The organism is Puniceicoccaceae bacterium (assembly GCA_040224245.1).
Taxonomy (GTDB): Bacteria; Verrucomicrobiota; Verrucomicrobiia; order Opitutales; family JAFGAQ01; genus JAKSBQ01.
Genome location: JBEGIR010000063.1, coordinates 43,742 through 70,135, shown reverse-complemented (window position 1 = coordinate 70,135; position 26,394 = coordinate 43,742). Strand labels below are relative to the sequence as shown.

Sequence of the window (26,394 nt, the reverse complement as noted above, 5' to 3'; positions counted from 1 at the left end):
TCCGCCTCCATCAAATGCATGCGCGACTCATCATTCAATTCTCAATTTCTGTAGTCCGTAAAGGTTGGGAATGTGGATCAGCGAAAGTTGGTATTGAAGGCGACTCATCAACAGTTGCAGTAGATATTGCTTGGCAAAACGATCCTCCACCATGCCAGCACAAGCTCAGCACCTATCTCAGCTCCAGGTAGTTGACGGTGTTGAGAAAGGTCTGCGGCCATGACTCAACCCGATCCGCTTTGAGATACACCCGGCTGAGGTAAAACAGGGGCAAGATGGGTGCGTGTTCCATGAGCAGCTCCTCCGCGCGCGCGAGCAGTTGCAATCTTTCCACTTCATGGGTTTCCTTCGCTGCAGCGGCCAGCAAGGCATCGTATTCCTCATGCTGCCACTGACAAAAATTGTTGATTGCCTCTGAATGCCACAATTCGAGAAAGGTCAGCGGGTCATAATAATCCCCAATCCAGGTTGCCAGGCAGAGGTCAAACTCCCCACGTGATCGACTGTCGAGGTAAGATTTCCACTCCTGTCTCACAATTTCCACTTCGACTGGCAACTCCTCCATCCACATCGACTGGAGGGCTTCTGCGATGAGTAAATTCCCTTCAGAAGAGGAAATCAGCAAGCGCAGTTTGGTCCGTTCGATCTGTGGGGCTTGCTCCGGTAATGAGAAAACCCGCTTTGCTTGTCCGAGTTTCGGGTGGTAGGCCTCCCAAATCGGTGGCACAAACCCGATGGCAGGCTGCTCCTCCCGCTGTCGCAGTTGTTTCACGATGGCTTCACGGTCCACACTCGCCGACAACAGCTGCCGGAGGGAAATCTCTTGCAACGCTGGTGATCGGGTTTGGGTGATCACATAAAACGTTCCCATCTCCACTTCACTCACAAGTTCTGGTTTTCCGCGATAGGCCGCAATGCGCTCAGAGGCCAGTTTTGAAATCACATCCAGTGCGCCTGTCTGAAATCCGTGCTCTTGTGCATAGGCACTCTCGATGGGGTAAAAATGCAGAACATCATAGCTCAAGCGGTCCGCAAAGGGATGTCTTTCGTTCTTTCTCAGCTCGATCTGTTCGTTAACAGTCCATCGCTCCAGTTGGTAGGGTCCGCTAACCGGAAACCCCGGCTCCAGAGTCCAGCCACGGGTGCGGGAATCGACCGCACCCCGATCCCGAAGAAATGCCTCGGGAAGGGCCGCCGCACAGGGGCGGGCCAGCAGGGAAAGGAAATAGGGGGTCGCTCGCTCCAATTCGATTTCGAGTGTGCTTGGATTCAGAGCACGCACTCCAAACTCTGACGCATCAACCTGTTTTCCCAAATGCAGATCCCGGGCACCGACAATACCAAAGTAGAGGTCGGCAAACGGAGCTGCCAGGCGTGGGTCCATCAAGCGTCTGAGCGCAAATACATAATCCGATGCCTGCAGCGGTGATCCATCTGACCAGCACAAATCCGGATCAAGCTCAAAACGATAAATTCGCCCGTGCTCCCCAATCTCCCATGCCGTTGCACCCCCTGCCTCAATGGCTCCGGTTTGTGCATTCACTCGAACCAGCGTTTCAAACAGAGCACTTTGCACCTTGATCGCATCCACCGAAATAGTAGTCTGAGGATCCAGGCTCGATAGCTCCACCGACAGGGCAATATTCAACCGCCTTACATTCGCAAGACCAGAGCCACTCGAACTGCATGCGACCAGTGCCATCAGGCATGCCATGCACCCACACCAGCGCAGATGCCTCGTGGGAAGCACATTCAAGATTCGATCTACGAGTCTTAATGCCATGGGTTATTGTTGTCTGGATGTGCTGGAAAAACCACCTTTGGACGACCTGCGCAACTGTCGGTCCTGTTCGACATTTCATTATTCCCGAACGGTTTAGCTTGGCAAATCCGAAAGCTGCGGAAAGAAACACTGCCTCGATCTTGACCCCGCTCCTCAGGCTGAACAACATGACAGCGAATTTTTTGATCGTCCCCCTTCAGCACTAGTGTCATGTCACAGGACCCCACGCTCCCACCCGCCATGGCCACCACGATCCAGTCCTTCTCGCACTGGATGTTGCTCGAGCGGGGCCTGTCGGATGCCACGGTGGAAAACTACCGCATGGATTTGACGCAGTGTGCACAGCTGCTTGCCAAAGCGGGACTTCAATCCTGGCAGCAGGTTGAGGCAGAACATCTCGTCCATTGGGCAAATCAAATCGGCGAAAGTGACCTCGCAAGCCGCAGCATCGCCCGAAAGCACTCTGCACTTCGCACCTTCTTCAAATTCCTCAGACGCGAGGGCATCTGCACCGAAGATCTCACCGGATTTCTTTCGCGTCCACGACTGAGCAAGCGATTACCCAAATCGCTCAGTATTCGCGAAATCGATGCCATGCTTGCTTGCCCACGCTTGTCGACTCCCATCGGCATGCGTGACCGTGCACTGCTCGAACTCATCTACAGCAGTGGGTTGCGCGTATCCGAACTCTGTGAAATCCACCTGCCTGCACTGGACCTCGAAAACGCATTCGTGCGGATCATTGGCAAGGGTTCGAAGGAACGCATTTGCCCCATTGGTGAACCCGCTGTCGAAGCCCTGCTTCGCTACCTCACTCTCGCGAGACCCCAGTTTGTGAAAGCACACAGCAGGGGGCAGGTTTTTCTTTCTTCCCGGGGGACTGCGATTTCCCGAAAAACCGTCTGGCACCTGGTCAAACAATACGCCCATCAAGCCGGAATCGAACGTGAGGTTACTCCCCATTCCCTGCGCCACTCCTTTGCAACGCACCTGCTCCAGGGCGGTGCTGATCTGCGCGTGATTCAGGAATTGTTGGGGCATTCAGACATCTCGACCACTCAGGTCTATACCGATGTCGATCTTTCCCGTAAGATCGAGGAGTATCGTCATTTTCATCCGCGGGAAAGGGAAACTCCATCCGCCTGATTCATGCAAACTTCAGCACAACCACAAAAACCTCCCAGGCACCGCAGGCGCATTCGTTTCCTCCTCCTGATCGGCATCCCAGCATGGGGTGTCGGAACCCTGCTTCTGCTGGGTCTGACCCTTCCAACATGGCTTCCTTTCGCACTCAACTTCTGGAATTCAAGAACAATGCAATGGGAGAAGCTTGCGTTCAACCTGAGCCATCTCGATGCTCGAAACGCAAAATTTGATGACTTTCATTTTCAAAATCATAATATTGATATCCAATCTGAGAGCATCCACCTTCGATTCAGCTTCGGTTCACTCCTTGACCAACGCGTGGAATCCATCTTGCTCGGACCGACCGAAATTCGATTGGAACTTCCTGCGACTCTCCCCGAATCGTCACCCTCCCAAGCAGCACAACCGGAAGCTGCCCCATCCTCACTTGAGCTTGCGCACCACATCGACCAACTGCTCTCGAGCCTTCCTTTTGATGAATGGATCGCCTCTGACATTGCCCTCCATCTCGACCAACCCGATGGATCCTCAAGCATCAAACTCGATGCCCAGGCAGCCATGCGCGCGTCCCCACAATCCATGACCACCAACGCTTCCGTTTCCTCTGGGCCAGATCACGTCTCCGTGAGCGCATCACTTTCCCGCTCGGATCACTCAGAGCATCGTGCAAGGGTTCAATGGAATGTTGAGAACCCTATGGAATGGGTGCAGCGACTTCGCGACAGATTGCCCGAAGGTTTCAGCAATTCGCTTGAAGCAGCTGATCTGGAAATTGACGCTTTGCTCGGTATTCTGGATTGGAGCGGTCAGGATGATACGCTGACCGTCCAGACGTGGATGGACCGATTTCAATGGGGAGAGCAACTGGCATTGCGTGGACTCGAATGGACCGGAGCCTGGCATCCATACACCTCGATGATGGAAGGTTATCTCAGCATCCCGACACTGCAAATCCAGGGTCTGGGAGACACCAGTACTTTCGTCGAAATGCAGGGACAACTTGCCGGAACCGAAGTCCTGCACCTGTCTGCCAACGCATCATTCAGCGGATTCACCCCCACGCTTACTGGCACCGATCATGCCCTTGAAATCAGTGCCTTTGAAACCACACTCGACTTTGACGGCACCTCTCTGGCATTGCAGATCCCTCAGCTACACTCGCCCCAACTCCCACTGGGACTCCTTTCGACCCAACTCCAACTGCAACTCCCGCGTCAGGGAATGCCCACTGCATTTCGCGCAACCACTTCACTGCAACCCGTTTGGCAAGCATGGCACTTCGAAGGGATCAACGATGCCGACCGCTATCCGCTGAGTTTGCAAATCGAAGGCACCCACGATGCAACACAGGCTAGCTGGGACGGCTTGCGGGTGATGGCACGTCTGGAACTCAAACCCACACGCCTGCACGGATCCCTCTCCAGCCGCAAAGGTATTCCGCAGTCATTCCGCATCCAGGGCGAGGGTTTCCTGCAGGCTGATCAGACTGGACCTCAGCTCAAGCTCGGGTCCTCATTTAATCTGCACTCCTTCGAGTTTCGAGCCGATGCAGCACCCCCACTCAAAGCATCGGGATCCCTGCAGTTGACAGGATCATTCCCCCTGCCGCAAAACGCTAATGCGTTCGACCGATGGGAATCCATACCCCAGGCACAACTGCAAGGTAGCGTCGAAGCCAATGGAACGTTCGCTGGGTTTCCATTCCGCATGGCACCCCTTCACATCGAAACTCTGGAAGGCAGCACCGAAACCTGGGAATTCTCCCTCTCCACCGATTGGCTGGGGTCTCATGCTCAACTCTTAATCCATCCCCAGCTACGTGGTGCACTCGGTATCAACCGTCAACTCCACCTCCACTTGCAAAGTGCGTTGATCCATCCCTCGCTTGCGCTCGAGGCGAGTGCCAACGCGAACCTTGAAACTCTGGAACACACATTTGAAGCACGCATCGCACCCACGCTGGAACGCAATGCAATGTTCTTCGATCTTTCAGATTACCTGCCCCATATTCCATCGACGCAAATCACAGGTGTGATCCATTCTACCCTGAAAGGGTCATCCACGCCAAATTCGCTAGGGCTTTCCTTGCAAGGTTCTCTGCAGGAAGCATCGATTTCCATCCCGGATGCCAAGGTAAACATCAACGGCATCGAACTGCTTCAAATCCAAATCGACGATTTGCTGACCGGAGTCGCTACACAAGGCATCCCCGTGAACATCCAACACATCGATGTACCCCCACTGCGAATGGAGCAATTCAGGGGAGCATTCCGCATTCATCACGGATATGTGTTTGAGGTTGAATCCCTCCAGTTCGAATTCTGCGGAGGTCAGGTGACTGTAAAATTCGAAGAGTTCATCCGTCCACCCTACGATGAGATTCAATTGCGTCTCGAATTCCGAAACCTCGACCTCGCACAACTCACTGCCCTGATCCCCGATTTTCGGGAGGAACTTCACGGTCGTCTTGACGGTTTTCTGCCAGTTCGCCTCAAAAATGGCGAAATCACCTGGGGACAGGGCGAGGCCAGGCTCACTCCTCAGACCACCGCCACACTTCGCTACGCAAAAGACGGAATCATCGCACCCTACATTCCCAAAATTCAAATCTCCAAAAAAATCGATGCTGATGTAAATGAGGCCCTGCGCGATCTCACGCTTACCGAACTGACCCTTCAGATCCAGCCCAGTGATCGCTTTGATGAACCTTCCACCGTCGTGCTTTCTGGGCACAGCAATCATCCCCGGATCGAAATCCCCATCGAACGCATCCAGCTCAACATTCGCGCAGGTGAGGTGCCAGGTTTGCTGAACCGATCCTTCAATGCGCAACGATGGATTCAGTCGCTGTTGATCCAAAGCGATTCATCCAAAGCAGACCCCTGAAGAGGACTCCCCAACGGTTTGGGGCGCAGCACATACCCTCCACGATGCATTTGCCTGGCATCCGTCAATTGAACCTTCCTCTGGCACAACCCGGGAACAGCACTCGACATATCCATAAATCTGAATACCGATAATGAATGTTGGACAATACCTCATCGTCTATCTCTACCACACAACTATGAAACCCTTTTGCACCTTCTCCCTTGTTCTGTTGACCGCCATTACCCTGACCGGATGCGTCAGCGTAAAGACCCAGCACAAGATTGACCCGATTCACATCACCATGGATATCAACGTAAAAGTGGATCGTGCGCTCGATGACTTCTTCGGCGACCTTGATGCCCAGGCACAGGAACTGAGCGAATAACCCTGTAGTGCCACACTCATGCAAATTCACACTTTTCAACCACAATCCATCATGAAATTGAAACTTGTTTCACTCTGCCTTTTCCTGCTCACTGCGGTCTCCGTATCCGCTCAATCCGCTGCCGAACTCAAAGATCGCATGGCCGCGAGGTTGCCAGCCATTGACCAGATGAAGTCTGAGCAGCTTGTGGGCGAAAACAATCAAGCCTACCTGACCGCACTGGCCCCGCTGAATGAGGCTCAGGCAAAAATCGTTCAGGATGAAAATGCGGACCGCACCCAGGTTTACACCATGCTCGCACGCCAGACCGGTGCCTCTCTCGAGCGAGTACAGTCCAGGCGTGCCGAACAACTCAGGGAGTTGGCGCGACCCGGCACCCGGTATCAGACTGTCGAAGGACAGTGGGTCACGAAAGAGTGATTCAGCAAAAACCGACCCACCTCGGGTGAGCACTTTCTCTGTCCAGGCGACACGCAAGAAACACACTGCCCGCACAAGGCGTTGTGACATCCTTGGCACGCACCAACGAACCACTTGACAACGCTTCCCATGTTATTCACATTGGCACCAGAATGGAGACGACCGAGCATCACCAGGTCCTCGTTTTGAATCGCGTCTGGCAACCCATTAATGTCGTTGGCGCGAAAAGGGCATTTGCTCTCCTCTTTCAGGAACATGCTCAGGTGATTGATCCCAATGAAGGGGATTTTCGGATCTATGACTGCTCCCAATGGATTGAGCATTCCATCCAGAACAAACCCCGTTCCAATCAGGCGGTGATGCGCACCGTCAAAATCGCGCTGCATGTGCCCAAGGTGCTGCTGCTACGCTCCTTTGATCGCGTTCCGGTTCAGGAGGTCAAATTCTCCCGACAGAGCGTTTTTGAGCGGGACGGCTACCGCTGCCAATACACGGGTAAGGTTTTTCCACCCAAGATGCTCAACATCGATCACGTCATCCCCCGCGACCGCGGCGGCAAAACCACTTGGGAAAACGTCGTCACTTCCTCCATTCACTGCAATACACTCAAGGCAAATCGCCTGCCCCACGAAGCAGGACTGAAACTGATCCGCAAGCCCACCAAACCCAAAGTGCGGCCATTCATCAGCAGCCTCATTGGCACCCAGTACGACAAAAGCTGGACCTACTTTCTCGAAGGCAAAAACCGCTGAAGGTAGCAATGCTAGGCGTAAGCCTCATGTCTTGACTTCGTTTACGCAACAAACCCACGTAGTCTGTATCCACATAGTTTGCTTCGTAGTGTTGTGAAAATACCGATGCAAACTGATCAAAATGGGGTGTGGTTTCAGGAGCTTTCATGGAACTAGCATCGAAATATGGAGACACGCCAGGTCGAAATGGATTCCAGGACTCGCATGATAAATCATCGAGGTTGTGTGATGACTGAATCGCGGTCCAATCGACTTGGCAGTTCCTCTCCAATCTTTCGCAGCACGATGTATTTTGCATCAAAGTAGTGATACCGCTTGCCCGGAATCCAAGGGCGCTGATCGAGGGCGTCGGTCTGGTCAAAAATGGCTGCAATTTCGTAAGCCTGCTTCAGAACCAGTTTCTGATTAAAGTATGCCAACTCGAGCGGGCGAAGGACCATCCAATCCGGCAGCAGATGTTGCACGACGACAGTCCGGTCATTCCCCAGTTTCTTTCGCAGCTCCAATACCCGAGGACTCTGCAACCCAGGCCAGTCATCCATCCTGAGCCCGCTGTAGAACCCGATGTAACCGATGGGTTCGGAATGCACCCGGTCTCCCGGTTTTGCATGGGCTGCCAGCCATTCTCCAGTCGCCTTGCGCACCCCATTTTCGATCAGGTGCTGATGGGTGGTCAGCTGCACCGTGCCCGCCAGGTAAGAAAATCCTGCCAGTGCGATCATACATGTTGCGGACACCTGCAGCCAACGACGAAGCACAGTTCGATTTTCAAAACGTTTCCAAATCTCAGAAAAAGCAATAAATGCACTGAGGTAGCCCAACCAGGCAACCGCAGGTTTATACCAAGGAAACACAATGCCCACCTTCAGATATCCATACGCCAAATAACATCCCATCATCAGAAATGCCATAACGAAGGTTGCATGCAACCCCCGTGAGGACCGTCCCCCCAGCAGCCCTCCAAGAGCGAATCCCAGGACCAGGAAAACAAATACCAACCCACTGAGCGGCTCATAGTAGCCATCCGTATACACCGGATTGTACAAACTCAGAAGAATCCTTGGTGTCGTTGCCAGCATTTCCAATAGAAATATTCCCCCGGATTCCGTCGTGTAGGCTCCCACCTTGGCAAGGATGGTGTGAGGAACCGGACTCCCGTAAAAATGCCAAACCATTAACATCCAGGGCAGATAGAGCAGTGCCGTCATTCCCGCTCCAAGCAACACACTTCGAACACTGGCCCAACGGTTCTTGCTGGCAAACAACACCGCCGCTCCAAATAAAACGGTTGCGTAAACCACCCCATCCGGTCGCGTGTAGAGCCATCCCGCCGCACAACATGCGATCTTCCAATGAGATCCTGGCAGACCCAACGCAATGATCCGAAATGCCAATGCCAAGAAAAACAGCATGAACGCCACTTCCTGACCATTCGTTGTAAACGCAACCGACTTGATGTCCAGGGAGAGCAACAGTGCCGCCATCAGCACGATCCATTCTGGACTCCCCAGCTCACGAAGGGTACGCGCTACCCAGAATACGGCCATCGAAAACACCGCGATGCAGACCAGACGGTACATCCAAAGTGCCGGGTAGATGCTTTCACTCGGAAGCATCCAGTCAAATAAAGCCGGAAGCAGTGTATTGAATACCGAGGTAAATCCATGCACCCACTCTCCGGTATGATAGACCAATCCATTGCCCTCGGCCAGATTGCGGCTGAAACGAAAGGTGATCAAAAAATCTTCCCATACATGGTTACTGACTGTCACGAACACGAGTGCAGTCAGCACGGGAAGACTCAGGTAGAGCACATCACGTCGATTCATGGGCAACAACAATCTGGAACGGCATGCAGGAGAAGAGACATCCCCCATTGAAAAACGGCTCATCAACAACTGGCAACAAGAATGGCTCCAGACAACTTCCCATGCGTAGGGATCATCTCGATGATGCATCCGACCCTCACGGGTACTGTGAGATTGCGCTGTTCGGAGACATCGTATTTCCTTCGTCGCCAGAGCCTATCCGACTCTATTGAAGCCCAATACACGCCGCAACAACCGCCACTCCCATCATCATGCAACCCGTCGAACTCTCCTCGTCTGCCCCATTGCACCGTCAGAGCCGCTCCCTTTGGATACTGCTCGCAGTCTCATGCATCTGGAGCCTGTTCCATTGGGCTGCATCGCTTCGATACGATCACGCAATCGCAGCCACCTTGATTCTTCCGGAAAACGGACTGCCCTCCCATCGCTCAGTGGTGGTAGGTGATCCCGATTCACTACAGTGGATCATGCACAGCCAGGAGGCCGCGAAGGATGGACGCATTCGTTTGCCGCGTTGGACCACTACGGACAATCACCCCTACGGTCGTCCACTGCTTTGGCCTTCCCCACATTCCTGGTGGCTCAGAGGCTTGGGAACGGTGCATTCATGGGTCACTGGAGACACGCTGGATACTTCAATCGCCAAAGCCAGCTCCCTCAGCAATCCCACCTATCTGCTGCTCTTCACCCTTCCCATTACTTTTATTGCCTTGCGAACCTTTGGGATGAATGGGTTTTTCACGATTCCGATCTTGCTTCTGTTATTGGGTGGGGGCAAATACGGCGTTCGCTCACCCGATCACCATGTGCTTCACATCGTGCTGACAATGCTTTTTCTACTGTCCGTGCTCCGGCTCAATCTCCACAAGCACAGGCGCGACTGGATCTATTCCGGCCTGCTATTGGGTTTTCTGTTCTGGACCAGTGCATTGTCTGCCGTAATCATACTGCTTGCCAGTCTGATTCCCATTCCCCTCATTTTATCCCACCCGTCCACAACCTTGCGAAAAAACTGGTTCATCTGGTCCGGTTGCGCCAGTTTCATTATCATCGCAAGTTATCTGCTCGACTATGCACCTCACTGGAGCATTCATCTGGAGTGTCCAAACCCCATCTATGCCGCACTATTACTGGCAGGGACCCCCCTGATCCCAGAGTGGATCCGGTTCTGTCGATCCCGCGCCTCATTCATAAGCCTGCAGTGGCGATGGATCATCTACCCTGGGCTGCTGCTCGCTGCACTTGCACTCATCATACTCTTCAATCTGCCGGCCTGGTACACACTCAGTGATGCGTTTGTTGCTCGCTGGGTATCGATGATTCAGGAAAGCCAGGCCGGAAGTCTTCCAAGCCTCTTCGATGCAAATGCGCTGCTGCCCTTATTCCTGCTTGCGTTACTCATTGCTGTCGTGCGATGGCCATTCCATCGCTTGGGCAATGCACCGATGTTCCTGTTGGCCTATTGCGGAATCATCCTGTTGTTTTACCTGCAACAAACGCGAGTGTCAGATTTCATTTGGCCGGGCATTGCACTCCTGACTGTCAGTCTCCTCAGACTGGAGCTGCGCAACTGGGCGAGTTCCCTGATACTCTCGCTGCTGTTGCTGCTCCAGATTCATCAGACGCAAACGCTTAACGGGTTGACCCGTGACCTCGAACACTTTGCCGATGTCAAAGCACTGCCAATCAACCTGCAACGGTCCTATAACTATGCACTGGACAGTGCCAGCATCCGTGAGTTCATGGAAGGTGAGTCCACATCCATTCTCGCTTTACCTTCAGACAGCGTGCATCTCGGCTACTACACCGATTTTCCAGTGTTTGGAACCTTCTATTGGGAAAACAAGCAGGGCATGTTTCGTGCCATGCGCATGCTCTTTCATCAGCAGAATTCGGAGTCAGGAACTTTCCCCAACATTCAGGAGTTTCTCACCGCCGCAAAAGTTGACACACTTTACCTGCTCAAGGATGGCGTAAATGCAAAACTGCGCTACATCCCCTATGGAACTCGCGCCCTTCAAACCTCCGAAAGTGCCTTTTTCTTCCCACACCTCGTTGATTTGAAACAAACGCAAATACCCGAATGGCTGGAATTGATCAGGGAAACGGACAACTGTCTTTTCTACCGAGTGAACCCTGCATCTCCAGAACAAATGCAGGCAATTCTTCCTCCGTCATCCTGACCCTCAGAGTTTCCAAGGGAACTTTAGCACACCGCACAATCCAGTTCAGGGTAAATTCAAATAATACAACTGCTCGTGGTTGAGTTTCACTTGTGTGTCATTTTCATCACCAGAACCCTTTTTTTTGTCATCTTCGCCATCAGCTGGCATCTCGACCCCAACAATTTGCTTCAATACCATGCGCAGTGATGGATTGATGAACTCCGACGAGAGCGTCTTGAGTTCAAAGACAGGTTCCAGCGAAGCATCTGCTGTGTGTACAAACCGACCCGTTTTTTCATCGCGCGTATGCGCCTCAATGACATAGATCGTTCGCATGGCACCCTCCGACAGCTGGTAGTGGATGCGCTCCTTCGAGAAGTTTGCACGGGCATAGGGAATCGCACTCACTCCTCGCGTTGTCCAAAGCAGTGGGTTAAAATCCACCACCATGTAATGTTGGTTGCCACGCTCAGCGACAAACGCTTTCACCCAGCTCGCATGAGTAGCAGGAAAATATCGATCTTCGTAGGCATGGGTCGCGGCTGTCGGAATGGAATAAAACACCAGCCCCAACGCCACGCCAGCGAGCCAGGCGGATTTTGCAATAGTCGAACGAAGATGCCGTAATGGCCAGATGCAGGCGATGAGCAGAAACAGGCAAAACGGTAGCGAAAACCGATGCAGCATCAGGGAATCGATCTGCCCATAAAAATAGACCATGATCAACGCAAAGTGTGCCAACATACCAAGGCACATCAGAACAAACACCCACTGCTCTCCACGGATCACTTCTCGGCTGCGTATCGTTCGCATGAGTACCAGTAGCATTCCGATAAAAGCAACCGCTGCCAAAGCCGACACGACGGGAGAGTTGGGGAAGACGTTGCTGGTATCGAAGAAAAACAATACCGCCCGTCCCAAATTATCGAACAGATAGTTCAGGGAAAACACCGTGGTCGCCTCGGGTCGCATCTCCAGTTCCCAAAAACTCTCGTTGATGCGAAAGGCCGCTTGCTGAAGGGGAATCAGCAGCAACATGGGCAGGGTGGTAAAGGTTCCCCATGGCAAATCCCATTCACGGTCACGCCACTTCACGATCAGAATCGAGAGCGCAACTGGACCGAGGAAGAGAAAGGCTTCATATCGGATCACACTGAGCAAGACCGCTGCGTAAAGGTAAGCCAGCAAGGACATGGGATCCCTGTCCGTCCTCGCCCATTGAAGCCCCAGGCACAAGACAACCAAGATCATCACCATCATGGGGTGATCAATCCCACTGCCATGCGCATAGTAGGAAATCATGGGGATCGAAGGGACCAACACTAGACCGGCGGCAGCTCCCCATCGACCAGCAAGGCGATTTCCAAGCCATGCCAGCAGTGCCAGCATCAGCCAGCCAAGCATGAGATTCAGGTAAAAGCCATTTTCGACACGATAACCCGTGAGATCATGAACGACACTGAGCAACACCGCAAAGCCGATAGGGCGTTTCTCAGGCTTGGCTTCTACTACCGAAAAACTGCCATCAATGGAATAGGCTCTCCAAATGAATTCCGGTGAACGATTGAGGTGTAAGTTTTGCGACACCGACGCCACGAGTGCCTCATCCCCCAGCGTTTTAAATTCACAACGGTGATGTACGGTGAACAGAGTTCCAGAGGCAAGAAACAATACGAGCAGGAGACGCTGGCCCGGTTGCATCACTGCTTTCAGCGCAGCAGGCCGAAACCACTGGCACTTCCAAATCGCAACTCCCAGTAACACCCAGTGCAGCAGAATGACTGGGTAGGCGATGCGCTGATAGAGGCTGTTGGCCAACGCCGGAGGCAACAGGAAATATCCGACTGAACCAAGGAACAGAGCCAGCACTGCAAAGAGCAAGAGGCGTTTATGGAGCATGCCAAAAAAAACCGCTTCCCGAAGGAAGCGGCAATCCAAAAATTGGCTGTGAAGAGATTCCCCTTACATGTCGTAGGTCACATCCCCAAATGGAGTGTTTGCAACGATGCTGTTATCGCTTGAATTCACCGACGTCGGATAGGTGTTGTTGGCGTTGAGCGTCTTGATGTAAGTCGGAACGAGTGCTTCAACTGTTACTGTGGTTGCACCTTCTTCCAGAAAATACTGGTCTGCAGCTGCAGCGATCTGGCGGAGGTCATTCAGGGCTGCCTTTTCCGATGAGGACTTACGCACCTGCTGGAATGCGGGAACGGCCATGGCAGCAAGCAATCCGATAATGACGACAACGATCATGATTTCGACGAGTGTGAAACCTTTATTATTTTTCATGATATTCGATTGTTTGAGTTATGATTTGGATATGAATGAATATGCGTGATTAGCTTTTTCGGCTATCGTATAAAATGGTTCATCAATATCGAATAAAGTAAAGACCAAAGCGTGGATTTTTTGATTCAACTTCGATACTTTGACAACGCTTTCACACAAAATCATCCCTTTACGTTACGCTAACAAAAGCGACCTATGTCGTTTTATAAACATTTCGTAAAACCCTTAATACCTCCAGTGTCGACATTTGCAAGCTTATTCACATTTTTTTCACAATTTCATCATAAGCAATTTCTGGAAAGATTCTGGTGCACGAAACAAAGCATTCCACCTGTCGAAAAGTGGTGCTCCAATCCAGTCGATCAGCAGTCAAAGTTCGATTGCATGTGTGATGCAAAATGCAGATTTTCAGCATCTGCAGAATGCTTCTCGAATATCAAATCCTCCTACACCGCACAGGATTTCAGGATCCTGATTTTCCAGAAGCCTTTTGACCCGAAGCACAGTGCGGCTTGAGATACTTACAACCCCCATCATTTTCCCATTGCTTCCCCATGCTCCCCGCAAGACTGATTTCCCATTGAAAGCCGATCAAAACCTGGATTAAGTGCTCTCGTGTACTTTCGCTTCCAGGATCCGCTCTATGGTCTACTGCTCTTGCTGTTTGTCGCGGCATTGGGACTGCGGCGCTATTGGGGCAAGGGTTCAACACTGCGGTTTTCCAGCAACTGGGCATTGCATGAGGTGGTCAAGCGAGGCTTTTCACGCCTGCGACGCCTGCTGACCATACTTCGCCTGCTGGTACTGTTGCTGATCGTGATTGCACTCATGCGCCCGCAGATCGGTCGCAAATGGATAGAAGAGGTCACTGCCGGAGTCGATATCATGCTGGCCATCGACCTTTCGGGCTCCATGCACGCCCACGATTTTGAACTCGATGGCAAACTCGTCAATCGTCTCGTCATCGTGAAGGAGGTGGTCGCCGAGTTTATTCAAAATCGCAAAAACGACCGCATCGGTTTGCTCGTGTTCGCAGAGGAACCTTTTCTCGTCAGCCCTCTCACTTCCAATCGGGAATGGTTGCAAAGCAATTTTGAACGCCTTGAGATCGGGCTGATCGGACCCAACTCCACCGCCATCGGCAGCGCGATCGGTATAGCCACCAACCGTCTGCGTTCCATCGAAGCAGAGTCGAAGGTGCTCATCCTGCTCACCGATGGTGAAAACAATGCTGGTAACTTACACCCCATCACAGCCGCCGAAGCGGCAGATCGATTCGGTATTCGCATCTATACAATCGGAGTGGGAAAGTCCGGTGCCGTCCTGATGCCACGACAAGGAACCGGAGGAATTGTGCGGAACTCAAGTGGTAATCCGGTGATGGACTGGGTCGAATTCGAAATTGATGAACCCATGCTGCGTGAGATCGCCCAACTCACTGGAGGAACCTATTTCCGTGCTACCAGCTTGGAGAGTCTCAAAACCATTTATCAGGAGATTGATCGTCTTGAAAAACGTGAAGTCACCTTCGTTCGCTACGATGAAGCCAGAGAACTGATGATGCTGCCCATGATGCTCGCCGCGCTACTGCTTGCACTTGAACTTTTCCTGGCGCGCACCTTCCTGCACAAGGTACCCTAAACCCGTTTTCCGCTTTAACTGATGTTTGAAAACCCACAGTTTGTGTTCGCAATTCCACTGGCACTGTTCCTGTTTGGTTTGCTCTACGTGCAATCGCGACGCCATCGTCGTCGTCGGGTTTCTCAACTCAGTGCGATCTACGAAATTCCCGAAAAGGCACTCAACAACCACAGTGTCACCCGATCACGCATCAAGGTACTGCTCACGGTACTCGGTATCAGCACACTGATGCTTGCCCTGGCACGGCCTCAGTTTGGATTCCAATGGATCGATCTCCGAAAATCCAAAAATCAGGTCATCATCCTTCTCGATGTTTCGCGCAGTATGCTGGTGGAAGATGTCTACCCAAACCGTTTGGAACGCTCTAAATTGGTCATTCGCGAGATTGTCGAACGACACCCGGGAACCGAAATGGGGTTACTCGTCTTCGCTGGAAATGCCTTCCTTCAATGCCCCATCACGGGAGATCATGCCGCATTGCTCGAAGCACTCGAAACGCAGGGACCTGAGGTCATGCAACAGCAGGGTTCCGACATTGCGCGCGCGCTAATGATGCTTCCAGATCTCGTGCAACATCCCGAGCGCGACCGCGTCATTCTGATTTCCGATGGAGAAGATCATTCCACCCGACTTCAACTGGCACTTCAGTTTCTCCGTGACCGTGAAATCAAGGTCAACACGATCTGCATCGGCACCCCCAAAGGGGGGTTGATCCCCAATAACCAGGGAAACGCATCCGAACCCTACTTCTTTGACAATCGCGGCAATGTTGTTTTCTCGCGCGCAAACCCGGAGCTGCTTCAGCGCATCGCATCCCAACTCCGAGGGGATTCCCTTCATTTTCAATCCGAAAACTACTCCATACGCCACCTCGACAACTGGCTGTTTCCCCAAGCCGAACAGCCAAGTGACGCCGAAATTGAAGAGCGCAGAATCCCCGTTGACTATTACCAGGTCCCTCTGCTTGCAGCTTTTTTGCTCTTGTGTCTGGAATTTTCGATCGGCACACGACGCAACGAAAACACAGCATCCGCTTCCCGCTCACACTGATTTCGCTCCCGAACCAACATCACCCATCCTTTTTTGAAAACCGCCATTCACTGATGAAATCGCTACGCATTTCTTACATGCTTTGCATGCTGCTGACGCTTTCAAATATCGCTACAGCTACGATTCGCACTTCTGCAGAAGACGCCTACCAATCCCTGTTGGCTGGCGAATACGAATCTGCCATCATTGCCTACGAAGCCATGCTGAGTACCGAACCAGCTCGAGCTGATTTTCAGTACAACCTCGGTATTGCCTACTTCCACTCCTTTCGGTTCCAAAGTGCCCTGCGGGCTTTCGACCGGGCCGTGCAACTCAGCATCGAAGATCCGGATTTCCAGGCTTTGGCAGAGTTCAATATCGGAGTGACTCTCTTCGAGCAGAGCAAACTTTACGCATCCGACGACACGGTTCGCATGCTGGACTATCTCGACCAGGCTGTGGTCGCTTTTGAGAACACCGTCGAACTCGACCCCAACAAAGAAGCAGGACGGGTAAACCTGATGCGGTGTAGAGAGCTTCGCAACAAACTGGCTGCCGAGCTGCAAGCTCAAGAGCAGGAGAATCCATCCTCCTCTCCCGAGGAGTCGCAACCGGAACCCGATCCCTCCGACCCAGAGACCAACCCCCAGTCCGGCGACGAATCCGATGCCCCCGAGTCCGACCGGGAACCACCTGCATCGGGGTCTGACCCCGATCAGGCAAAGATGCCCGATGCTCCCAAAACACGGGAATCCTCCCCAGGCACCCCATCCACGGATCGGCTGAGTCTGCAGGAAGCACTGCTGTTGCTCGATGCACTTGAGCACTCGGAGAAGCGAATCACTCTCTCCGAACTCAACACCACTTCCGGCGACTCTGAATCCACCGATTCCGAGGCCAATTGGTAGGGCCACACGGCAGAAACTCAGTTTTCAGTTCAACCGTAAGGTCCCATGCTCTTTAGCATGTGATGGAGTTCAGCATCCTGCATAACGGCGGTTCCCCCTCACAATCTGTTTTGACATTCGTCGCCTCAATACGGACCCCGAATGTGCTCATGCACCTGATCCTGATAAAATGCCCTCAAGTCCCGATGAGTCTCATCAGACAAGGGCAGGAGAGAGGAAGCCATCGCATTGGATACCACCTGCTTTGCACGCGATGCACCGGGAATCACGACAGATACCGCAGCGTGATCCAAAATCCACCGCAATGCCCACATCGCCATCGGAAGCGTCGGTTCGCGGTAAGCATCCAGGGCCGCAGCCAGCTCCACTCCTTTTTCAAATGGCAACCCCGCAAATGTTTCGCCCACGTTAAATGCCGCACCATCCGCATTATAGTGTCGATGATCCGTAGGATCAAACTTTGTTTCCCGTTTCATTTTCCCACTGAGCAAGCCACTGGCCAATGGCAGCCTTGCTAAAATCCCCACCTGCTGATGGGCCGCCTTGTCCAAGACGGATTGCAGAGGTTTCTGTCGAAAAATATTGAAAATGATCTGCAGGGAAGCGAGTCGTTCCACATGGTCCAGGCACCACTCTGCCTCCTCCATGGTTTCCACACTTGCTCCATATTGCCGTATCAAGCCCTGTTCGCGAAACGCCTCAAGCCACTCCCATACATCGCCCTGTTTCATGACTTCGAATGGGATGCAGTGCAGTTGTAGCAAATCGAGTGCAGGTCGCTGCAGTCGGCGGAGGGATGCCTCTATGCACTCGCGCAGCCCATCCCGAGAATATTGATCGGGAAACATGGACATGCGGCCAGCCTTTGTCGCCACAAAAACCTCAGTCCGGTGTTGCTTCAGAAAATCACCGATCAGCGTTTCACTGCGTCCTCCTCCATACACATCCGCAGTGTCAAAAAAGGTGATACCCTGCTCCAATGCGTTTTTCAGGATGTCATTGGCCTGATCGTCACTGACCTGAGTCCAATCCCCTCCAAGCTGCCAGCAGCCGAGTCCGACTTCAGATACATTGATGCGTTCAGGTCCAAATTTTCGATAATGCATGACGGAAAATAAGCTGTGCCTTGAAATTACTCCGAGGGAATATGCACCCTAAAGAACAGGTTCCAGTGGGTCAATTAGAAGCTTCTGATTCAAAATACCGCTTCGCCTAGTCCAGAAAGTAGGGCCAGTTGGGGTAAACGGTGTGTCCTCCTTCATGCTGTCGGAAGGCCAATTCCCCGTCGAGCAGGCCCGTTCCCAGAAGGGGAAACTCATCGGTCTCCAAGCCTCGGGCACCCAGGAATTCATAGACCGGACTCGCTTCCACCGCAGCCAGAAACATGCCGCGCGCGTCAATCCACTGTCCCTCCACGTCAGGGGAACCCACGCTGATGAAAACCGGGCGCGGCGCACACATCGCGATCAGCTGATGAGCATCGACCGGAAGGTCATCCACAGAGAGGGGTCCCGCGTACCGAATGAAATTCGGGGCAAACCAGTGATACGCATAACTTGATGCCAGGTTCTCCACTTGCTCCCCAAAAATACGCCGCAGGATTTTGGCGCCTCCTGCGCCCGACGATCCTACCAACGCAATTGCAAAGCGTTCATCATAGGCCATCGTCACCAGTGCCGCTTTTCCGTATCGCGAAAGTCCTTCAATTCCCACCCGCTTCGCATCAATTGCAGGCAGGGTTTCCATCAGATCCAGCACCCGACTGGCTCCCCAAGCCCATGCCCTGAGTGCTCCCCAGTCGTCGGCATCCCGCCGTTCTCCCTGGTTGAGCAATCCAATGACGCCCTCTTGCAACCCTGCGCCATGATCAGCCTGAAGCTCTGTCGGCATCAGTTCCGCACATCCCCACCCCATGGCCAAAACCTGCTCTTTCCATCCCGGTTCGGGTTCAGGGAACCGTTGCCGAATTGCCTCACTCCATGTGAAGGCGAGTATCACCGGAACTTGTTCACTCTCGCCAACTGGCAAGGTCAATGTCAGATCCAGCACAGCATCCACCGGCACCGAAGCCGATGGAGATGCTATCTGACCAGTGTATTGAAATTGGGTGGCAGCCACCGACCCATGAGTCCGGTCCTCCGTACCCACAAGTTTCCAAGTCACCGCCGGAATTTCATCCGGTACTCTGCCATAGACTTCACGGTCGAAATGTTCAGCAATTTCAGCACGTCTTGCTCGCCATGCAGCAGGCGAATCCACCACCTGCCCATCGTCAAAGCGAAGGGGGTCCGGCAGCTCCGAAAACGGCCCTGCCATGCGTTCATTTTGATTTGCCGCATTCGGGGCATCGGGATCTCCCGATGGACCCGGTCGCAATGACTCGATTCCGAGCATGCGCAGCATGGCTTGATGATCCTGCCACGTCAGTTCTTGGATGCGCTGCCGATCCTGCTCATTCAAGTCCTGCGCGAATGCTCCAGCACTCACAAAGACACAACACAAGAACAGCTGGCAGATGCGGGGATACCCTTTCAAGATGGCCATACCCGCATTCTGTCCATGTTCCTTAGCGTTGCAATTCAATCTTGGGTCACCCCTATTGACAGGAACCTTTCCCTCTCCTTTCCCACCCGCCTTGCATTGGGCACAAGTGCTCATCCACGAACATTGAGTTCACGATTATCGCTTCTGCGCCACCTGCAATTCGACCCGAATACCACCCAGGTCCATGGCTTGTCGCATCAGGAGATGCATGCCGACTTCCGTCAATGTTGCCGCTGTTCGGCGTGGCTGAGGTGAAATCCAAACCAGCACTCCCCCAGGTTTCAGCCAACCCGGAATCGCTTTGAGAAATAACTGCAATAACTCAACAATATCTGCACTTTTTGCGCGTCGCCCAAATGGAGGATTCGTAACAACCGCATCCAGATCCTGTTGACGGGACCACTGCAGCACATCCTTGCACTCCATGGATTCAAGGGTGACCTGTGCACGCTCCGCAAGCATTGCCGCGATGCGCAGGGCATCCGCACTCACATCTCCCGCCCGGAGCCGAAGATCCGGACGCGCACGGCCCAACTCGATGAGTTCAAGTGCAGATCCGCAAAATGGGTCGAGCACTTCAGCTCGTTGCGACAGTAATGGCAACGCTTCACGCGCAAGGAGTGCCGCAACGACCGGATGCGAAGCCGCCGGCAGGTCCGCGATGCGATAGGCAAACCGCAGGTCCCAGTCTTTTGCCGATATCTGCAAGCCCAGAAGCAATTGATCGGCTGCCGTCCAATGCAGTTGAAACACCCAATTCTCATCCCGAGGATCGTTGATCCATTGCCTCTCCCCAAGTGACGAATCATTCAAGCACTTCTCCAGCTTCCGCGCTGCCTTCGCCAGCTGTGCCCCCGATGGACGCTGTTTGCCCGAAGTTCGCACCGCAAACCGTATCGGTCCTTGGGTGCAGGCTGCAGGGATACTGGCAAGAGCACTGTCCGACAATGCTTGCGCCACTTCCTCTAGCATGGGTTCCATCGCTTTCGGCAATCCGACAAGCAGTGGAACGAGCACCATGCGGGCTTCGGAAAACAGTCGCAACTGCAACAGCGAATGCAGTGTGAAGGCATGCCGAACTGGCTGAACCCACACCTCACCGCTCATCGTTTCCCATGGCTGCACGATGAGTTCTGAGGGCAGTTTTTCAGCAATCTCGTCGGCCAACATCGCTTCCATGCCGGGAATGCATTGCAACACCCAGCGCACTTTCCGATTCCAGGGCAATTTGTCCAACTCCAGGACCGATGGAGAAGCGAGGCGTCGGCGCAATCGCCCCATGGCCTTATGCCATTGTTTTTGTACAAACGATGAGCATTCCGTCCAGAGCTCCGAGCTGCGCAGTTCCTCCAGCGCCTTCAGGGATCGATCACCGCCGCAAGCTCCCAGGACTCCCAGTTTCTGTCCCAGCAATGCCAATGGGGCATGCAATTGCAGTATCAGCCTTGATTCGAGTTCCGGGCGGACCGACTCCAGGTGCTCCAGCACTCGGAAAACAAGTTTTGCCTCCGCAATCGGTAGAGCGTGCATCGAAGCAAGAACACGCTGCTCAAGTGCCTGCAACCAGATCTCCCGATTCGAAAGCCTGTCAAACGCACTGCGAACCCGCTCCAGCAGATCGAGTCGCTGCATTGGCGTCAACGCTTCCCAGTCTTCGGGAACTTCCATGAATTTCTCCTGCACATGGCTCAACCCCTTTTTCCCCAATCCCTGACCACTCAACATGCTGCATTCATCACCCAAATCCGGGCACAGTGCAACCGCATATCAATGGGAATCGATGCATGCAACGTCCGGCAGCATCGCGATCAATCCGAACTGTCCTAAGCGTCCCTTCTGCACAACCGCGCATGCGGAGTTCTGTTCAGAATCGAGGGTATTTCTGAATGCAGAGTTGCCTCAGCGAATGCGGAGTTACAAATTTCAGGCGTGCACCCGATCGACCCAGATTCCTATGACCTTTCTTCGCTGCAAGCCCTGCTGCACGCCGTTTTTACACAATCTGCCACCGTTGAAGGCGCACACACCCTGCTCATGGCTGAGGCACCACCGGAGCACCGATCACGTATCCTTGCCACCTTCCCTATCGCCAAAGCACTGCTCCGGCATTGGTATTTGCTGTGTTTTCTGGCAGAACAAAAACCTGCTCTGGATGCCAGCCTGGCCGATGTCCTGCTAAAGGTGACTACAGACTTCAAGCCCGATCTCGATGCCTGTCTCAAAGACCCCGCATCCTGGCCCGTCAGATGGACACAACGCCTCGCCCAGGCACAACTCGACCCTCCCCGTTTTTACAGCCTTTCACCCTTTCTGTGGGATCGCCTTCAGGCATCCCATGGGAACGAACTCAAGACCATTCTGGCTGCACTCAACCAGCACCAACCCCCGACGCTGCGCGTCAATACGCTCAAAAGCACCCCAACTGCCGTGATGCAATCGCTGCAATCAAATGGATTCTCAGTTCAAAAACTGGGTCCCGAAACCCTCAGCATGAGGGGTGAAACTCACCTCCATCACACCGAAGCGTTTCGCAATGGGTGGTTCGAAATTCAGGATCAACACTCCCAACAAGTCGCCCCGTTTTGTCAGGTGAAACCGGGTCAACGCGTGCTCGACGGGTGCGCAGGTGCCGGGGGGAAAAGCCTGCACCTCGCCGCACTCATGCAAAATCGGGGACAGATCATTGCGATGGATATTGTTGCTCAGAAACTTGAGCGTCTGCAGGAGCGTGCCCGAAGAGCTGGCGTACACTGCCTGCAAAGCCGCCTGAAGACGTCGACCAAAACTCTGAAACGTTTGCGGGATTCGTTTGATCTGGTGTTGATCGATGCACCTTGTAGTGGCACCGGAACGCTCGGTCGACATCCCGAAATCAAATTCACGCTTACCCAACAGCGTCTCGATCAGTTGCAAAACGAACAAGCCGAACTGCTGCGCCGACACGCCTGGGTCGTGAAACCCGGCGGAACGCTGGTCTATGCAACCTGCAGCTTGCTCAACGAGGAAAATACCGAACAAATTTCGAGTTTCCTTAACTCATTCCCAGACTTCCACCTGCAGCAAGCTCAAACACTGCTGCCCGATTCGCAGGGTGGACAGGGTTTTTTCATGGCACGTTTGCAGCGGGCTTCACAACATTGATCTGCGGGCAACAAGCATTCTCAGCGAGGCATCTACCGATAAAAACAACCTGGCTTGGTGTTTTTCGCCGCATCTTCGTCAAAATAACCAAACCCCTCGGCCCGCTTTCAGCATCGGAACTGCATTTGCCCATAAATTCCTTGACCCGATTTTCTTTCAAAACCGCAGAAATCCTAATAATCCGAACAGGAGAAATCCCGCTTTCGCCCGGAATCAACACAATCTCCCGATCCGTAATTTTTCTGGCATGTTCCTTGCAATAAAAAGCGCAACACATTTCGCAACACTTCAATCAACATCTCAACCATGACCAATTTTCTGCTTTGGATCCTGCTCTTTTTGCTGGCGTGGCCAGTCGCAATACTGGCACTGCTGCTCTATCCCCTGATCTGGCTTATGCTCCTGCCGTTTCGCGTAGTCGGTATTGTCTTTGAAGGCTTATTCGAGTTGTTTCGGAGCCTGATGCTGTTGCCCGCCCGTATTTTCGGTCAGCGCAACAATCGATGCTACCACTACGATTGAGCAACAGTGTCGCGACATCGCCCATGACATGATGTCGGGTAATGCTACTTTACGCTCTCACACAAACAACTGTATCCCACCCTGCTATCGCACTGGGACAGTCAGGGGTTCTGGGTTTAGCAACATGATTGCAATCGCCACCACGTAGATCGCAAATCCAACAAAAACACCGTATCCCCCGATCCGGTAAGCACGGGTTTTTGAATCGCGGTAGTGAAGAATCGTCTGAACCGTTTGATAGAGATCCGACTGAAGGCTGGTACTCACGACCCATTCGACACGCATCACTTTGAGAAACGTCCAGATACAAGACAGAAGCACAAGCACGAGTCCAACAATGATGGAAACTTGTGCTGTGGCATGAGTTCCCGCTATCATTCGACCCGAAAAACCTGTGGTTGTGATGACAATCGACCCAAAACCGATGACCAACTGGCCACGCGTATGCAATACGCTCAGTTGCCGCTCCAGCAATGCAAGAATGGCGGGAGCATCATGTTTGAAACATTCGATGAGCTGGCTGGCTTCACTCTCCGAGACTTCGTCACTCATTCGCGCGCTTCCTTCATCTCGCTGCTTCATACCCGCATGAGTATGGGTGAACCCAATCCAAAAGCAATGCTTTCTGTTTTCACCTCAACATGCACCACTTTCATTGAAAAAGAATTCCGCTTTCGCCCACAAATCTAGGTTGCAATGACCATGATCGTGTACTTCTTTTCGGAATGCATCAGATCTCCCGGATGGCATTTACCCGACCCATTTGTTCCATCAGGAACGCTTTCAGTCTACTGTTGACCCTTTGCGCTGCCCTGGCCGCCGCTCAGGACTTGGAGGTACTGGATCACGCCGAACAGCTTGCAGATAAAAATCCATCCGAGGCCCTTGCGATTCTCGACCCATTTCTTGCAGAGAACTGGCAATACCCTTCCACTGAGGCGGAAATTCATACCTTACTCGCTGCCGGGAAAGCCCTTCTGTTTGCAGGGGATTTTAAACAAGCACTGGAGCTGACCGAAAAGTGCCTGGCCCATGACCTTACCGATATCCAAAAATGCAAGGCATTGGTTCTCAAGGGCTTGATTCAATTTCGCTTGGGAAATCATCAGGATGCCGCCTCTGCTGCCCAATCAGGCCTGAACATCGCCAAACGCATCGATGATGTCCGCCAAATGGCCTCCGCTCACAATTTGCTCGGCAACGTTGGTTTCATTCAGGGCAACCTGGAAACAGCGATCAATCACTACACAGCAGCCATCGATTTGCTCACTCAGCTCGGTGATACTACTTCCTTGGTGAAATTGCAGGCCAATCTGGGGAACATCTACCTGCAGATTGGCCGCTTTGACGATGCGCTCGCTTATCTCGAATCCTGCTATGAGCAAATCAAGGACTCCGATGATGCCCAGATGCGCATGGTCATCGGCATCAATCTCGCATCCATCTATGGCATTCAGGGTGATGTGGAGCGCGAGCGTGCCATGTATCTTGCAGCACTGCAAACGGGGTCGAACGCAGGGATGGATTCCCTCTTAGTCGGGGTATATCTCAATCTCTGTGATTTGAACATTCGACTTGAGGAGTGGGAGGAGGCACTTGCAAACGCAAGAATTGGAATGCAAATCGCCACGGAGATCCAGGATCCCTCAGCCATTGGAGTCGCACTGGCCAATCTCGGCAAAGCCCATGCAGGGAGTGGTGACTTCGACAAGGCTTTTTCATATTTTGACCAGGCGTTGGAGCAGTTTCGTTCCAACGGCTTGCATTTGCAGGAAATCGAGGTGCTCGGTTATATTGCCGATCATTTTGCAAAAGCAGGGCGCTTCGAACAAGCCTACGACTACGCGATGCAGCATAGTGCCGCACGCGAGCAGATGGTCAGTCAATCCAACCAGGAACGCCTGCAGGAGCTGAGAGCTTCGTTTGATGCAGAACAACAGCAGTTGCGCATCCAGCATCTTGAGTCCGAACAGGAACGGCAATCCCTGGAACTCCAACACAAGGAACTCCAGCGTGCCATGAGTGAGACGCAATTGGATCAGGAACGAACGCTTCGCTATTACCTGATTGTGACCATTTTGGTCGGACTTTTTCTCTTCATTCTGCTTATCCTGCGCTATCAAACCCAGGCCCGCTCAAATCGGTTACTGCATTCACTCAACGATGAACTGAAGCGTAACCACGACGACCTGCAAAAACTGCATCGCCAAAAAGATCAACTGATTGCTATCGTATCTCATGACCTGCGCAACCCCATGCATGGAGTGCTCAGCACCTCCAGCTTGCTGCGCGAGCGTGACGAAATCCGTCAGTCAGAGGGCACCATGGAAATGGTGGACATGATCGAAGCCAGCTGCAATCGCGCCATGGAAATCCTCAACAACCTACTGAACTCCGAGCGTATTCAATCTGGGAATCTTCAACTTTCGATAGCCCCGTTCGACCTCGTTGATGCCTGCGGTGATGCATTGCGGGAAAATCTCACGCCCTCCCGGCTGAAACAGCAAAAGCTGCATCTGCAAAACTGCACCGAAGCGGACAGTGCACTCGCAATAGGAAATCGGGAGACCTTCATTCAGGTGTTGAACAACCTCATCAGCAACAGCATCAAATACAGCGAAGCTGGCAGGGAAATTCTGCTGAAGCTTGAGGATCAATCCGATTATCTTGAGGTCAAAGTCACAGACCAGGGTCCCGGAATCAGTGACCAGGAAGTGCAGCGAATCTTTGAACCACACGCAAAAATTTCCACGCAGCCCACAGCAGGAGAATCCTCCATTGGCATCGGCCTCTCAATCGTCAAGGCACTGGTCGACGCCATGCAGGGCACGATTTCCTGCGAGAGTCAATGTGGAGTGGGCACCACCTTCACAATCCGGCTGCCCAGAGCCTGAACGCTTCCAAACGCCCCACTTCGCCCTTCGAGCGGCTCCACCATCCTTCGCGTGTTATTCTCATCCACGAAGTTGGAA

The 26,394-nt window shown here is 52.9% G+C and carries 20 protein-coding genes; 12 read left to right on the top strand and 8 right to left on the bottom strand.

The annotated features are described in order from the left end of the window. Positions 1-172: 172 nt before the first annotated feature. The gene (locus tag ABQ298_10125) at positions 173-1,783 is read right to left on the bottom strand and encodes a peptide ABC transporter substrate-binding protein (protein MEQ9824729.1); all 1,611 of its coding nucleotides are present in this window, start codon (positions 1,781-1,783) and stop codon (positions 173-175) included. Positions 1,784-1,993: 210 nt separating this feature from the next. Between ABQ298_10125 and xerD the strand changes: the two genes are divergently transcribed. From xerD to ABQ298_10100, 5 genes are all read left to right on the top strand, one after another. Beyond that, entirely contained in the window at positions 1,994-2,929 is a 936-nt protein-coding gene (xerD, locus tag ABQ298_10120) for a site-specific tyrosine recombinase XerD (protein ID MEQ9824728.1), read from the top strand. Positions 2,930-3,247: 318 nt separating this feature from the next. Continuing rightward, complete coding sequence (locus ABQ298_10115; protein ID MEQ9824727.1) at positions 3,248-5,815, top strand: YdbH domain-containing protein; 2,568 nt, start codon at positions 3,248-3,250, stop codon at positions 5,813-5,815. Positions 5,816-5,948: 133 nt separating this feature from the next. After that, entirely contained in the window at positions 5,949-6,182 is a 234-nt protein-coding gene (locus ABQ298_10110) for a hypothetical protein (protein ID MEQ9824726.1), read from the top strand. 51 nt (positions 6,183-6,233) lie between these two features. After that, entirely contained in the window at positions 6,234-6,602 is a 369-nt protein-coding gene (locus ABQ298_10105) for a YdbL family protein (GenBank protein ID MEQ9824725.1), read from the top strand. Between the two features lie 152 nt (positions 6,603-6,754). Further along, positions 6,755-7,354, top strand: a complete 600-nt coding sequence (locus tag ABQ298_10100) for an HNH endonuclease (protein MEQ9824724.1) — start codon at positions 6,755-6,757, stop codon at positions 7,352-7,354. Between the two features lie 212 nt (positions 7,355-7,566). Here the strand turns inward: ABQ298_10100 and ABQ298_10095 are convergent, their stop codons facing one another. Beyond that, entirely contained in the window at positions 7,567-9,183 is a 1,617-nt protein-coding gene (locus tag ABQ298_10095) for a hypothetical protein (protein MEQ9824723.1), read from the bottom strand. Positions 9,184-9,434: 251 nt separating this feature from the next. Between ABQ298_10095 and ABQ298_10090 the strand changes: the two genes are divergently transcribed. Then, positions 9,435-11,366 carry a hypothetical protein gene (locus ABQ298_10090; GenBank protein MEQ9824722.1) on the top strand — a complete coding sequence of 644 codons (1,932 nt, stop codon included), beginning with the start codon at positions 9,435-9,437 and terminating at the stop codon, positions 11,364-11,366. A gap of 45 nt (positions 11,367-11,411) precedes the next feature. Here ABQ298_10090 and ABQ298_10085 read toward each other — a convergent pair whose 3' ends face one another. Then, positions 11,412-13,247, bottom strand: a complete 1,836-nt coding sequence (locus ABQ298_10085) for a hypothetical protein (GenBank protein MEQ9824721.1) — start codon at positions 13,245-13,247, stop codon at positions 11,412-11,414. Between the two features lie 63 nt (positions 13,248-13,310). Beyond that, a complete protein-coding gene (locus ABQ298_10080; protein MEQ9824720.1) occupies positions 13,311-13,637 on the bottom strand; it encodes a prepilin-type N-terminal cleavage/methylation domain-containing protein in 327 nt (108 codons plus the stop codon). Between the two features lie 615 nt (positions 13,638-14,252). On the opposite strand from ABQ298_10080, the gene ABQ298_10075 reads away from it, so the two are divergent. The 3 genes from ABQ298_10075 to ABQ298_10065 are packed head-to-tail and all read left to right on the top strand — an operon-like array spanning position 14,253 to position 17,215. Continuing rightward, positions 14,253-15,278 carry a VWA domain-containing protein gene (locus tag ABQ298_10075; protein ID MEQ9824719.1) on the top strand — a complete coding sequence of 342 codons (1,026 nt, stop codon included), beginning with the start codon at positions 14,253-14,255 and terminating at the stop codon, positions 15,276-15,278. Between the two features lie 21 nt (positions 15,279-15,299). Continuing rightward, positions 15,300-16,328, top strand: coding sequence for a VWA domain-containing protein (locus ABQ298_10070; GenBank protein ID MEQ9824718.1), 1,029 nt, complete (start codon positions 15,300-15,302; stop codon positions 16,326-16,328). 53 nt (positions 16,329-16,381) lie between these two features. Then, positions 16,382-17,215 carry a tetratricopeptide repeat protein gene (locus ABQ298_10065; GenBank protein ID MEQ9824717.1) on the top strand — a complete coding sequence of 278 codons (834 nt, stop codon included), beginning with the start codon at positions 16,382-16,384 and terminating at the stop codon, positions 17,213-17,215. Positions 17,216-17,340: 125 nt separating this feature from the next. On the opposite strand, the gene ABQ298_10060 is transcribed toward ABQ298_10065, so the two are convergent. From ABQ298_10060 to ABQ298_10050, 3 genes are all read right to left on the bottom strand, one after another. Then, positions 17,341-18,321: an aldo/keto reductase gene (locus ABQ298_10060; protein ID MEQ9824716.1), complete on the bottom strand. Its 981-nt coding sequence runs from the start codon at positions 18,319-18,321 to the stop codon at positions 17,341-17,343. 106 nt (positions 18,322-18,427) lie between these two features. Continuing rightward, positions 18,428-19,759: an acetylxylan esterase gene (locus ABQ298_10055; GenBank protein MEQ9824715.1), complete on the bottom strand. Its 1,332-nt coding sequence runs from the start codon at positions 19,757-19,759 to the stop codon at positions 18,428-18,430. Positions 19,760-19,894: 135 nt separating this feature from the next. After that, complete coding sequence (locus tag ABQ298_10050; protein MEQ9824714.1) at positions 19,895-21,484, bottom strand: methyltransferase; 1,590 nt, start codon at positions 21,482-21,484, stop codon at positions 19,895-19,897. A gap of 204 nt (positions 21,485-21,688) precedes the next feature. Here ABQ298_10050 and ABQ298_10045 point away from each other — a divergent pair, with 204 nt between their 5' ends. Both ABQ298_10045 and ABQ298_10040 read left to right on the top strand, forming a co-directional pair. Continuing rightward, on the top strand, positions 21,689-22,900 hold the full coding sequence (locus tag ABQ298_10045) for an RsmB/NOP family class I SAM-dependent RNA methyltransferase (protein ID MEQ9824713.1): 1,212 nt from the start codon (positions 21,689-21,691) through the stop codon (positions 22,898-22,900). Positions 22,901-23,206: 306 nt separating this feature from the next. Then, positions 23,207-23,422, top strand: a complete 216-nt coding sequence (locus ABQ298_10040) for a hypothetical protein (GenBank protein ID MEQ9824712.1) — start codon at positions 23,207-23,209, stop codon at positions 23,420-23,422. An 84-nt stretch (positions 23,423-23,506) separates the two neighbouring features. Here the strand turns inward: ABQ298_10040 and ABQ298_10035 are convergent, their stop codons facing one another. Further along, entirely contained in the window at positions 23,507-23,974 is a 468-nt protein-coding gene (locus ABQ298_10035; GenBank protein ID MEQ9824711.1) for a hypothetical protein, read from the bottom strand. 191 nt (positions 23,975-24,165) lie between these two features. Between ABQ298_10035 and ABQ298_10030 the strand changes: the two genes are divergently transcribed. Beyond that, positions 24,166-26,316, top strand: coding sequence for a tetratricopeptide repeat protein (locus ABQ298_10030; protein ID MEQ9824710.1), 2,151 nt, complete (start codon positions 24,166-24,168; stop codon positions 26,314-26,316). Positions 26,317-26,394 lie beyond the last annotated feature (78 nt).